General features: G+C 41.6%; 8 protein-coding genes. All 8 read left to right on the top strand.

The window, feature by feature from the left end; all coding sequences use genetic code 11:
- Positions 1-43: 43 nt before the first annotated feature.
- The 8 genes from DW862_RS00300 (at position 44) to DW862_RS00265 (ending at position 14,088) form a co-directional block, all read left to right on the top strand.
- Entirely contained in the window at positions 44-3,181 is a 3,138-nt protein-coding gene (locus tag DW862_RS00300) for a TonB-dependent receptor (RefSeq protein ID WP_008018357.1), read from the top strand.
- A gap of 13 nt (positions 3,182-3,194) precedes the next feature.
- Positions 3,195-4,664, top strand: a complete 1,470-nt coding sequence (locus DW862_RS00295) for a RagB/SusD family nutrient uptake outer membrane protein (RefSeq protein WP_120067078.1) — start codon at positions 3,195-3,197, stop codon at positions 4,662-4,664.
- A 13-nt stretch (positions 4,665-4,677) separates the two neighbouring features.
- On the top strand, positions 4,678-5,289 hold the full coding sequence (locus tag DW862_RS00290; RefSeq protein WP_004310456.1) for a fasciclin domain-containing protein: 612 nt from the start codon (positions 4,678-4,680) through the stop codon (positions 5,287-5,289).
- 28 nt (positions 5,290-5,317) lie between these two features.
- The gene (locus DW862_RS00285; RefSeq protein ID WP_120067077.1) at positions 5,318-6,856 is read left to right on the top strand and encodes a hypothetical protein; all 1,539 of its coding nucleotides are present in this window, start codon (positions 5,318-5,320) and stop codon (positions 6,854-6,856) included.
- Positions 6,857-7,244: 388 nt separating this feature from the next.
- The gene (locus DW862_RS00280; RefSeq protein ID WP_120067076.1) at positions 7,245-8,801 is read left to right on the top strand and encodes a hypothetical protein; all 1,557 of its coding nucleotides are present in this window, start codon (positions 7,245-7,247) and stop codon (positions 8,799-8,801) included.
- Positions 8,802-8,858: 57 nt separating this feature from the next.
- Entirely contained in the window at positions 8,859-9,872 is a 1,014-nt protein-coding gene (locus DW862_RS00275) for a DUF6528 family protein (protein ID WP_120067145.1), read from the top strand.
- Between the two features lie 56 nt (positions 9,873-9,928).
- On the top strand, positions 9,929-11,722 hold the full coding sequence (locus DW862_RS00270) for a glycoside hydrolase family 71/99-like protein (RefSeq protein ID WP_120067075.1): 1,794 nt from the start codon (positions 9,929-9,931) through the stop codon (positions 11,720-11,722).
- Positions 11,723-11,730: 8 nt separating this feature from the next.
- Entirely contained in the window at positions 11,731-14,088 is a 2,358-nt protein-coding gene (locus DW862_RS00265; protein WP_087316950.1) for a TIM-barrel domain-containing protein, read from the top strand.
- Positions 14,089-14,105 lie beyond the last annotated feature (17 nt).

The raw sequence follows: 14,105 nt of genomic DNA, 5'->3' as shown, positions 1-14,105 counted from the left end.
GAGTAAAACCTTGATAATTAACCAATTTAATTTTATTCTAGTTATGAAAAATTTGCAGAGTAGGACAAAAGTGCGGTTGCTTCAGTCGTTCCTTTTGATTTCCTTGAGTCTCTTTTTCCTTGTCAATCCGGCTTATGCTCAAGGCGGGTTTGCAGTGAAGGGAGTTATTGTGGATAAAACAGGATTTCCTTTGCCTGGCGCCAATGTGATGGAAAAGGGAACATCTAATGGGACAATTACAGATTTAGATGGTAATTTCTCATTGAATGTTTCGAAGAAGGGAGTTACTTTGACTGTATCATTCATGGGATATACCCCTAAAGATGTGGTAGTGAAAGATAAAACAATGAATATTACGCTTGAAGAGAACTCTAAGCTATTGGACGAAGTAGTGGTAGTGGGTTACGGTACGATGAAAAAGCGTGATGTAACAGGAGCTATTACTTCCATCTCAAGCGAGGCCATTGAGCAAAAAATGGCTACTAATGTTTTTGAAGCATTGCAGGGTACTACTGCCGGTGTACAGGTGGTATCCGGTTCCGGACAGCCCGGTGAATCTTCTTCTATCAAAATACGTGGTACTTCCACGTTCTCTGCCGAAGGGGTTACTCCTCTTTATATCGTAGACGGTGTGCCTTTGGAAAGTATCGACGGTATCAATACGAATGATATCACTTCTATGGAGATTTTGAAGGATGCCGCTTCTGCAGCTATCTACGGTTCCCGTTCGGCGAACGGTGTGATTATTATCACTACTAAAAGTGGGCAGGAAGGTAAAGCCCGTATTGATATCAAGTATAATCACTCATGGGGTACATTGTCTCACAAGGTGCCACAGGCAAACCGTAAAGAACGTTTGTTGTACGACCAATATCGTAAAGAGTATTTTGAAACATACGGCGGAGGTAATCCGGATGAAAGTAGTGATATACTGAATGATCCGTTGAACTCTTTCTTTAATGTGGATAACGATTATCTGGACATGATTACAAGCACTGCACAAAAAGATCAGGTGGATATCAGTGTAGGTGGTGGTACAAAGAAACTGAAATATTTCATCAATACCGGTTATTATAATGAGAAAGGTATTATTTCCAATACAGGTTTCCAGAGATTAAATACTCGTATCAACTCCGATTATTCACCGACAGACTGGATGAATATGGGTAGCCGTATTTCTTTGACTTATTCTAAAAAGAAAGGTCTGAATGAAGGTACTTTATTGAGCGCAGTGTTGACTCGTCGTCCTTATTTCAATACTTATTATCCGGATGGCTCTTTGGTCGGAGTGTTTAACGGTCAGAAGAATCCTATTGCGCAGGTCAATTATACCACCGACTTTACGGATTCTTATAAGGCTAACTTCTTCCAGTTCTTTGAAATCAAATTCAACAAGTATTTGAAGTTCAGAGCCAATATTAATGCCAACTTCTATCTGGATAAACGCAAAAAACTCGAACCGAGTCTTATCACCGACGAATGGCAGAAACAGAATAAAGGTTATTCTTATAATTACCTGAACTGGAACTGGATGAATGAAGACATCCTTACTTATGCACGCAAAATAAAAGATCATAATTTTACGGCCATGGTAGGTGTTAGTGCACAGCAGTGGCGTTATGAAAACGAAACATTTGTGGGGATAAACTCGTCTACAGATTTTATCTATACAATGAATGCTTTTGCCGCAAACCTGGATTTGTCATCTACAGGCTCCACATTAAGCAATCACTCTATGGCTTCCATTTTTGCCCGTGTGACTTATGATTATAAAGGAAGATATTTGCTCAATGCCATTATGCGTCGTGACGGTTCTTCTCGTTTTGCCAAAGAGAACAAATGGGGTAATTTCCCTTCCGTATCTGTGGGATGGCGCTTCTCGGATGAGAAATTCATGAAATTCTCGAAAAAGTTTCTCGAAGATGGTAAGATCCGTGCAAGTTTCGGTATCACGGGTAACGAAGCAATCGGCAACTACGACTATATCTACTCTTATTCTCCGAATTCTATTTATGACGGAGTGGGTGGCGTTATTCCGACTCGTATAGGTAAAGACAATCTGAAATGGGAGGAAACTAAACAATTCAACCTTGGTCTGGACTTGAATTTCTGGAATAGCCGTTTGACAATCACTGCCGATTATTACGATAAATATACAGACGGTTTGCTGGCAAACTACCAATTGCCTAAAGAATCCGGTTTTGCATATATGAAAACCAATGTCGGTGAAATGAGTAACCGAGGCTTTGAAATAGCTGTTACCGGTGATATTATCCGCACGAAGGACTGGAAGTGGAATGCTTCTTTCAATATCTCCAGAAACGTCAACCGTATTGAGAAGCTGTCTGAAGGTAAGGCATATATGGAAGGTGATATCTGGTGGATGCAGGAAGGTGGCCGTGTGGGTGACTTCTACGGATTTAAAAGCGCCGGTGTCTTTGCATACGACGAATCGAATGCTTTCACTGATAAATGGGAACAGCTGACTCCGGTGTTTGAGAATGGTGTATTCCAGTACAAATATTTGTTGGATGGAAAGGAATATGCAGGTAATATCCGTCAGAAAACGTTGCCGAACGGCAAACCGTTCCGTGGGGGAGATTACAACTGGGAGGAACCGGAAGGAACCCGTGACGGTGTGATTGATGATAATGACCGTATGGTGATCGGTAATGCCATGCCTGATGTAACCGGTGGTTTGAATACAACGGTGACTTGGAAGAATTTGAGTTTATACTTAGGATTCTATTATTCATTGGGAGGACAGATTTATAATGCAGCCGAACATAATCGTAATATGTTCAAATACACCGGAACTACTCCTTCACCGGAAGTCATCCATAATATGTGGTTGCATCCGGGTGACCAGGCAATCTATCCGCGTCCGTATAATGATGATTACAACAATGCCCGTATGGGTAACTCGTTCTATCTGGAAGATGCTTCATTTATTCGTTTGCAGAACATACGTGTAGCATACGATCTTCCTGAAAACTGGATAAAGAAGCTGATGTTGAAGAATATAAATATCTACGCTTTTGTAAACAACGCCTTGACATGGACCAACTATTCGGGATTCGATCCTGAATTCTCTACCAACAATCCTCTGCAGGTAGGTAAAGACTCTTACCGTTATCCGAGAAAGAGAGAATATGGTATTGGTTTTTCTGCAAACTTTTAATTGAAGATATCGTATGAAGAATATAAAATATTTTGTTGGAGCTGTATGCCTGGCTCTATCATTGAATAGCTGTTCAGACTTTCTGAATGAGGAACCGGTAAGTGAAATTCCGGCAGGTGACATGTGGCAGACTGCCCGTGACGCTAAGGCAGGTATAAATGAAATCTATGGATTGTTACGTTCCACTTTACGGGAGAACTATTTCTATTGGGGTGAGTTCCGTTCGGATAATGTAGCTCCCGGAGCACCGGTAATGGCCGATCAGGCACGTGTTATCAACAACCTGATGTCTACGGATGAGAAATGTGCAAAGTGGACGACTCTGTATCAGATGATTAACCAGGCAAATCTGGCTATTAAATATGTTCCTAATATCAGTATGCCTGATGTGGCAGACCGAAATGACTATCTTGGACAAGCTTATGCATTGCGTGCTTTGGCCTACTTCTATGCTATCCGTGTTTGGGGAGACGTACCTTTGTTTACAGAACCTACTGAAAAGTATTCGGAAGCCATCTACAAAGAGCGTACGGATAAAAACTACATTCTTGATAATGTCATTCTTCCGGACCTGAAGAAAGCGGAAAGCCTGATTAACCGTAACAAGAATTATGAGCGCAAACGTATCTCTATCTGTGGTGTTTGGGCTATCATGGCTGATGCTTATATGTGGGCTAAAGAATATAATCTGGCCGATCAGACCATTGATAAGATGGCAACTATTGCTTCCAAAAAAGGCGGTCGTTTTGTAGACTTCGAACCTAACATTGCTACTTGGCATACCATGTTTACGGAAGAGCTGACTAATAAACCTTCTGATGATACACCGGAAAATGATGAATATAACTCCAGAGAGTTTATTTTCCTTGTTCATTTCAACATGGATGAAGTCGGCACGAATGGTTACAGTTACATGTATCAATGGTTTTCCGGTTCAGGGAATCGTGCGGCAGTCATGTCTGATAAGTTTATGAGTATCTTTGATGAAAAGGATATGAAAGGTGATTTACGCAAAGATTATACGGTGAAGAATTACCAAAACGGAAATGAATTGCGTAAATATATGGCAGGTGACATCAGTAACTCTTTGAATAAGACATGCGAAGTAGCCTATCCAATCTATCGTTACACAGATATGATGTTGTTGCAAGCTGAAGCTCGTGCTCATCAGGGAAAATGGGGGGAAGCTTTGGATTTAGTAAAAACTGTACGTGACCGTGCCGGATTGAATACACTGACTGAAAATGATTTTGCTTCAGAAGAAGAGGTAGTCAATTATATCTTGCGTGAACGTCAGGTGGAGTTAGCCGGCGAAGGACGCCGTTGGTTTGATTTGCTACGTACCGAAAAGTGGAAAGAAGTGATGAAACCTATCAACGGAATGGAGCAGGACGGCAATGAACTTTTCCCGATCCATTATTCACATATCTTGGAAAATCCGAAGATTGTGCAGAATACGTATTATGGTAATACTAACAACTAAAAAGGTAGAAGCAATGAAAAAGACAATATTATATAAGACTCTTTTCTTTTGTTGGACAATTTTGGCATTGACCGGTTGTGATCTGGACTTGCAAAAGAACTATGATTATGAGCCTTCGGTGGATGATCCGTATGTAAAAGTGACAGCGTGGGAATATTTTCAGGATCACAAAGATATGTTCTCGGAGTTGATAGCAGCTATCGAGTATACAGGTTTGAAGGACTATTATACACAGACTGATAATAAATATACTTTTCTGGCTTTGAATAATGCCGGTATGCAGCTTTATCGGGAGAATGAATTTGCTGGTGTAGCTTCTATTACAGATTGTGATAAAGAAAAGGTGAAGAATATGTTGCTTTATCATATTGTAGATGGAGAATATAGTTCTTATGGGCAATTGCAGGTAGAACCGATGTTCGTTTTGACTATGCTGAAAGGTGAGACTGGATTGATGACAATGTCTGTATGGAAAAATCCATGGCAGGCTGCAGTTGGTAAGATTCTGGTGAATCAGACCGGAAGCAACGGAAAATCTCCGCAACGGCAAGCTAAGACTAGCAATATTCTGCCGACAAACGGCGTGATTCATATATTTGAGAACTATTGCAAATATTCCAAATAACCACAGTTAATTAAAAAGAGAACTAATTATGATTCGTAAAATATATACCTTATTAATATTAGGACTTTGCTTGGGCTTTGCTGCCTGTGGCGACGATAATGATGGACTGGATCCTAATGCAGCGGCTCCTGTGATTAATTTTCCTATGGAGCAGCTGGACGTTGATTTGAATAAAGTAGACAATCTGCCGGTAGTGGCTGTTATTAAATCACAGGCAGGGCTTCAGAGCGTGACGATGAAATTGCAGACGGTGGAGGGAGTGACAGAATATAAAACTGTAACCGACTTTTTTAACCCCAACTCTTACAGCTTGTCTGAAAACTTGGAGTACAATGCAAATTACGAAGCTTTTATCATTGAAGCTACAGATAAACTGAATCATGTTACGAGTGGGACTTTACCAATTGCTGTTACCGATGTAATGGCACGTCCTGTCATTACATTCGATCCGGAAGAGATTGTATATGATGAGATGGATGAAAACCCGGTAATGCCTCGTACCACTTTTAAAATTGTTTCGGAAGCTGGTTTGAAGAAAGTAGAAAGATTCTTGGTTTCTGTAGACGGACAAACATCGAAAGGTGGTGATATACTGAATGGCGACAAAACGTATGAGTATGATGAATTGATAGAATATAAAGAAGGTGATAAGGGCTTTAAAGTGAAAGCAGAAGATATATATGGTAATATCACAATTTCTACTTTGCAGGTGTCATATAAGACAGTTCCGGTTCCTGTATTGACCTTGGGTAAAGAGCTAATTACTACTGATGAAGGAGTAGATACGGAAGTTCCAATGCATATCGAATCGGTTCGTGGCGTAAAATATGTAGCTATATCCCGAGTGGAAAATGGTATAAGTACAGAAATATTCCGTGAGGAGATAGGTGGTGACAATAAAAACTTTGATTATACACCTAAAGTACAATTAACAGAAGAAACGTCCCAATTAAAAGTGGTTGTTTCTGACGGTCGAGAGGGTAAAGAAGTAGTAGGGATCGTAAGGACTTATGTGAATATGGAAGTTGTCCAGCTCAAAGTCGGTAGCCAAGTTTTGGCAAATGCGGAACCGTTTGCTCTGATTTCATTGAAGGATATGAAGACGTATTCGGTGGATGAAGCTATTTCCAGTGTGGAAAGTGCTAGGAATGTTGATATAAAGTTCTTTATAAATTCTAAAGATGGTGTTCTTTCTTTCCGCTTTTATTCTATGGAAAATGTAGAAAGTAAAAATCCTTTATATAAAGGGTCAGGTGGAAAAACATTGAGTAACTTGCCGGCAAAGAATATGACTAAATATGTCCTATTCCCTACAGATTTTGATTATGATACAGCTTCCCGTTCCTCTATTCAGAATGAATATTTGAAAGGAAATGCAGATCAGAAAGTATATATGACAATTGATAACTTTGTCGGTAGTGTGATTGGATTTAAGACCGGTGGTGCCTCAAGTGCTGGTGGAGAAAGATATGGTGTCATGAAAGTTCTTGATGTCTCCGGTAAGATGGATAATAATACGATGAAACAGATAGCAACTGTTGAAATCAAATTCCCTAAGAAGAAGTAAGTAGGGTAGTATTACCTACCGTCTGAAGTCTTAATAGAAAAGTTCTTTTCTATTAAGACTAAACTTCCCTTTCATTGGGAGTAAAGTTGCTCTCTGTCCGATACAAACTATAAACGAAGCTTACGTTTTTATAAATGCAAGTTGCGTTTATAAAAACAAAGCTTGCAATTATAAAAACAAAGCTTGCGTTTATAGTTTATAATAAGGATAAAAGAAGTTTGCAACAAGGGGGAAGGAAGTTCTCCCCTAGTGGAGGATAACTTTTCTATTAATAGCTGACGCGAGAGTTATTAACAGCTATCCCGGTGAACTTAGATAGAATATACGAAAGATGCGATTGATAACAAGCACATTGGTTAAGTAATAATGTGCGGTAGCTGAAAGTAATATGAGAAAACATATAATATATAGGTATTTCCTCTTTTTATCTTTGGTCGGACTGATGCAGTTAACGCTTAGTTGTTCCTCCTCTTCCAACGAAATAGAACCTTTGAAACCGGAAGGAGGAGATACTCCTTTGGAAAAAGATGAATATACTTTTTTGAACGTTGAATACCGGAAATGGCAGAACGGAACATTCCAAGCATGGACAACAGCAGATTCAAGGGAAACCCGTATCATTGATAATATGAATTGGTATACTCCTTCTTCGGATTATAGCCGGACTGCGTGGGGAGGGCGAATCGGTTTGCAACCCTCTTCTGTGGTTGGAAAAGAGGGCTTTTTCCGAGTGGCTAATTGTGGAGGCCGTTCTTATTTACTGGATCCGGATAATGGAGCTGTTATCATTCATGGAATTCAGCATGTTCGTCCGGGAGAATCTACTGCTCATAAGAAGGCTTTCAGTACTCGATACGGTAGTGAGGCGCGATGGAGTGAAGAGACAGGCAAACTGTTGGCAGACAATCATATAAACTATATTTCGTATGGTTCGAACCGTATTGAAGTATTTCCTGCTGCAGTACGTGCTAACTTGTTGACCCCTAAGACGCAAAAGATTGCTTATGCAGAGAATCTGTATCTGCTCCGTACCTTTATGTGGGATATGAGCAAGAATTTGGGATACGCGTTTGATGATGACAAGTATAATCGTCTCGTTCTTCTTTTCGAACCGACATTTGCTACGTACATAGATCGTCTCGTACAAGAGAAGTCAGCTTTATTTGCCGGTGACCGGCATTTTATAGGTTTCTATCTTGACAATGAATTGCCGTTTGCTAGTTATCAGAATACTGACCCTTTGCGAGGAATTGATCTGAAACATTTTTTGTCCTTGCCCGAACGCTATAAAGCGGCTCGTGAGTATGCAGAAAAGTTCATGCGGGATAACGGTATAGCTTCTGCCGGAGCGATCACCAAGAAAAATCAGGAAGACTTTCGGGGGATGGTTGCTGATTATTATTATCAGTTGACTACCGCTACCGTCAGACGATATGATAAAGAGCATTTGATTTTGGGGACACGGCTGCATGACTGGAGCAAATACAATCAGAAAGTGGTGGAAGCTTGTGCCCGTTATTGCGATCTTGTTTCTATCAATTATTATGCCCGTTGGCAACCGGAAGCAGATTTCTTGGCGAACCTGAAAGTTTGGTGTGGAACGAAACCTTTTTTAGTTTCGGAATTCTATACGAAAGCAGAAGATGCCAGTTATCAGGGAACTGGATATGCCAATACCGAAGGAGGTGGATGGCTGGTACGTACACAGAAAAACAGAGGTGAGTTTTATCAGAATTTCTGTCTTCGTTTACTTGAAACCCGGAATTGTGTGGGTTGGGTACACTTTGAGTATAATGATGGATACGGTTCGGATGGAAAAGCTTCTAATAAAGGAATAGTCTCCATCGAATACGAGCCTTATACATCTTTTCTGTCGCAGATGCGACAGGTAAATCTTGCAGTTCATTCATTGATCGATTATTATGATACAAAATCGGTTCAATAGATTAACGGAAACATTAAAAAGACAAATTGAATATTTAGAATTAAAATAGTTATGACCATGAAGAAGTTTAGTTTATTCGCAATCCTCTTAGGATTTAATATAGCTTTGGGAGCATGTTCCGATGATGATGCCGCTCCTGTAGTAAAAGATCAAATCTTTCAACTTCCGGAAAAGGCTTATGTACTGGCGGAGCAATCCAGACGGGCTATTGTCATCAGGGATGCGGAGATGCATCGTAATATTTGGAGTTGGGACCCTTATACGGCTTGTGTTCCTGCTGCCCAACAGGGTTGGTTTGTCAATCCGAGTGAAGTGAAACCTGTTTTCAATAGACGCTATATCTTGATGACTGCCTCCGGCGGAGCTGTGGCTTTAATCCGTTTGTCGGATCATAAATTAATGTTCTATGCAAATTGCGGACAGAATCCTCACTCTGCGGAGGTATTACCCGATGGAAATATTGTGACGGCAGAATCTAAGAACGGTGAAATTAGTACCTTTGTGGTTGACACAGTTAAGGTATTGGGAGCGAAGGCTAATACGGTGAAGCTGGGTAATGCGCATAATGTAGTTTGGGATAAGAAAAGGTCGTATCTGTATGCCACGGCTACAATAACGGGCGGAGTTACCGCATTATTCCGTTTTAAGTATGATGGTAACCAGAGCAATCCTAAACTGACAAATCAGACTCGTATTTATACGTTCGACAAAGAATCGGGCGGACATGATTTGTTTCCGGTATATGGTGAAGAAGATAAATTATGGCTTACAGCTGCTTCGGCTGTCTATAAGTTTGATTTGACAGGAGTTACCGACGCTACGACTAATGACTCTGCCGAACCGACTTGTGAAAAAGTCTACAATACAGCTGATATAAAAAGTATCTGTAACGGACCTGACGGAATCTTGATGCTGAAACCGACTGAAGAGTGGTGGGCTGAAGGACTTGTAAATGAGAAGGGAGAAGAACTCTTCAAGATGGACGGAGCTAAGATTTATAAAGGTCGTTGGATGATAGACAATACTTTCAGTTATCCGGAAAAGCACGATTTCGTATTGGGTGAGGATTGATTAAGTATCGTCGAAGGGTAATAAAATACATAAGTTGAATAATTAAGTTTGGAACAATGAGGAAACTTCTTCTTTTTTTATTGGTATCTATTGCATTACCGGCCTTGGCGCAGAACGGAAAGAAAGTGTATGCTGACTTCCACGGTGTGCGTTATACCCGGCAACATGACGGAAAGTTGGGGCGTTGGGAGATGTATGCCAATACGGAGAAATCAAGTACGGGAAGGAAATCCCTGTGTTATAATGCCGACCTGATAGACAGTGAAGGACGACATGAGATAGCGGCAGTGGCCTATCCCCAAGTCGGAATGCAGTCCAATCTCGATCCTGATTATATCGAATATCAGATATTGTCGGCAAAAGCTGCCAAGATAGACGGATTCTTTATCGAATGGGGATTCAAGCCTCACGAAAATGACATCTTGCTGCGTGAAATGCAGAAAGTGGCAGCGAAATATGACTTTGAAATCGGTGTAAACTGGTGTGACGGTTGGTTGTATTATGACTGGATTACGAAGATTTATCCGGAAGTTAACACCCGTGAGGCAAAGACCGAATATATGGCTAAATGTTACCAATATTTAGTAGACAGTGTCTTTTCCGGTCCGACTGCTCCTATGGTGAAGGGAATGCCTGTCTTTTATCATTTCGGTCCCGGAGCAAAAGTCGATGAATACAAGAAAGTATTATCACTGGTGAAGTTTCCGCAAGGAATGAAGCAGCCCATTGCCTTACGTCGTTGGGCGGATTGGGGAAAACTGGAAAACGATAAATACATTCCTGTCACCCGCAGTGATGATATGGATGCCTGGAAAAAAGTGGGAGAAATACCGACCGCATGGCTTCCCGCTCGTGTCCGTACAAGAGATCAGGCACATGCTGAATGGGATAATTATGCCACGCAGGATGATGTTATTGAGTTTATGAAACCTTTCCGTGACTCGATTTGGCATAGTAACAATCCTGCTTATACCATTAAGTCAGGATTTGCCATGCCGGGAATGGATAACCGGGGATGTGCAGGCTGGGGACGCGGACACTTCTATTATATCCCTCGCAATAATGGAGAAACTTACCAAAGTCTGTGGAAGTTCTGTATGGCGGAGAAAGACAGTCTGGACATGATGTTTATCGCTTCGTGGAGCGACTATACCGAAGGGCATGAAATAGAACCTACCATCGAAAACGGTGACCGCGAACTGCGTACCACTTTAAAGTATGCGGCAGAATTCAAAGGCGAACAGGCGGACGAACGTGGCTTAACCTTACCTTTAATGCTTTTCCGTTTGCGAAAAGAAGCCCGTTTCCTGGAAAAGACGAAGATGGATGTATCTGCTTGTCAACGTTCGCTCGATAAGGCAGCGTTGTTGATTAGCCAGGGACGTTATCCGGTGGCGATAGGTTTGTTGCCACAAATAGAAAATGATGTCAAGACAGCCAAATCCGCTTTGGCGGTTGAGATGATGCGTTTGCGTGAGTCGGACATGAAGATTCAGGGAAAGCGAAAATCAGGTGGTTACAATGCCGAAGAAACGCTTTCTATCTCTTTGCCCAAAGAATTGGTTTCCAAACTGCAAATGAATAACTATGTAGGGTATCTCTATTTTGAATACCTGGACAAAGGAAATGAATCTCTTTTTATACGTTCGTCCACACAGCGCGAACCGAAAGAACCGTTTAAAATTGTATCCCGGATACGTACCGATAATACAGGCGAATGGAAAAGTGCAAAAGTGGAACTGTATAAAGATAATATCGTAAATGGATTCAATATGCCTACGTTCTATTTAAAAGGAAATGTCGTTGTCCGTAATTTGTCATTGGGTTATACCATCTACACTGTCAAATAAATGTATTGATGAAGAGTTTGAAAAATTGGTTATTAGTTTTATCCGTATTATCTTGTTTCGGGTGTTCTTCGTCGGTTCATGAAGACGGCAGGGGATGTGCTTTCGTATCCGATAGTATTCAATACAGGGTTGAGTTTATGTCGGAGGGATGCGTGCGGATTCTGTCTTTTCCCGAAGGTGATACGCTGGTAACAAAAAGATTGGTTGTCGATTCGCAAAAACCGGCATTCAAAGATTATAAATGGAAAGATACAGGGCAGCAATTGATCTTTTCTACCCGTGAGCTTTCCGTTGCTTTTGATAAAGAAGATGCGGCTTTCACTTTTCAGGAAGTATCGACAGGAAAGCTGTTACTGAAAGAGAAAGAAGCTAAAAAGGCACGGCACTTCAAACGTTCGGTTGCCGGAGGTGAGCAATGCCTCGAAGTAACCCAACGCTTTGTTCCTACTGACGATGAGGCTATTTACGGTCTGGGGCAGTATCAGAACGGAATCATGAACTATCGTGGAAAATCCGTACTTCTATTACAGGCTAATATGGATATAGTCAATCCGTTCCTTATCTCGACTAACGGATATGGTATCTTGTGGGATAATTATTCTTCAACAAAGTTTGAAGATACGAAAGAAGGATACTCATTTACTTCCGAGGTAGGCGATGCTTCCGACTATTATTTTGTATATGGCAAGAATATGGACGAAGTTGTTGCCGGTTATCGGGAATTGACGGGAGACGTGCCGATGTTCGGGAAGTGGGTATATGGTTTCTGGCAGTCTAAAGAACGCTATAAATCGTTCGATGAGTTGAAAGCCGTTGTAAAGGAGTATCGTAAACGGGGGATTCCGTTGGATAACATTGTGCAGGATTGGGAGTATTGGGGAGATAAACCCCATTGGAACAGTCTGACTTTCCATCCGGCGAACTTCGATCATCCCCGGCAAGTCATTGAAGAACTGCATCAGCAGGATCATGTTCACTTTATGCTTTCCGTATGGCCCGGATTCGGACCGGAAACAGCTGTCTATCAGTCACTCGATTCTATCGGTGCCTTATTTAGCGAACCTACATGGGCAGGTTATAAAGTCTTTGATGCGTATAATCCTGCCGCACGGGATATCTTTTGGCAATATCTCAAGAAAGGACTCTATGATATGGGGGTGGATGCCTGGTGGATGGATGCGACAGAGCCTTCCTTCCGGGATGGATTCACACAGTTGAAGCAGGAAGAGAGGACGAAATCAGCCGGAAATACTTATCTGGGTAGTTTCCACCGTTATCTGAATACCTATTCTTTGGAGATGCTGAAGGACTTTTATCAACGTCTTCGGGCCGAAAGCGATCAGAAGCGCATATTTATCTTAACCCGTTCCGCCTTTGCTTCACAACAGCATTATGGTACGGCGGTATGGTCGGGGGATGTCTCGGCTTCATGGGAAAATATGCATAAACAACTGGTTGCCGGTTTGAACTTATCCATGTCCGGTATTCCATATTGGACTTCCGATACAGGAGGATTCTTTGTCACAGAACGTGATGCAAAATATCCTGATGGGTTGAAAAGCAATGATTATAAAGAGTTATATTCCCGTTGGTTCCAGTTCAGTGCATTTACTCCTGTCTTCCGTGCTCACGGTACGAATGTGCCGCGTGAAGTTTGGCAATTCGGTGAAAAGGGGACACCATTCTATGATAATCAGGTGAAATATATCCATCTGCGTTACCGTCTGTTGCCTTACATTTACTCGATGTCCCATCAAGTCACAGCCAACAATTATACCCTGTTGAGAGGCTTGGCAATGGATTTCACCACAGATACCCGGACTTTTGATATTGATAACGCCTATATGTTCGGCACCTCTTTATTGGTACGACCGGTATTTCATCCGCAATCGGAAGAAAAGAACATCAGTGTCTATCTGCCGGAACACAACGGCAAATATTGGTACGATTTTTGGACCGGAAAGGCCTTTGAAGGAGGAAGAGAACAAATGCAGGCAAACACCCTCGACATCCTTCCCCTGTATGTAAAAGCCGGTTCTATCTTGCCTTTGGCAGAAGTGAAACAATATGCGATGGAATACCCCGACCGTGAATTGGAACTACGTATTTACGGAGGAGCGGACGCTTCTTTCTTATGGTATGAGGACGAAGGCGACTCCTACCGCTATGAAGACGGCGTATGTTCCAAAGTACCGATGCAATGGAAAGATTCGGAACGGACATTGACGATCGGTTTGCGTGAAGGAAGTTATCCCGGTATGCCGGAACAAGTAAAAATGCGTGTGAAGTTATATCTGCCTGACGGTGCTGCTCTTGAGAGTAAAGAGTGTGTCTACACAGGCAGAGAGGTAAAAATAAAGTTTTAATTAGATGCATACATAGA

This window comes from Bacteroides sp. AM37-9 (assembly GCF_003603455.1).
Taxonomy (GTDB): Bacteria; Bacteroidota; Bacteroidia; order Bacteroidales; family Bacteroidaceae; genus Bacteroides; species Bacteroides xylanisolvens.
Note: the sequence above shows the minus strand (reverse complement) of the source record. Positions and strands in the feature narration are given on the sequence as shown.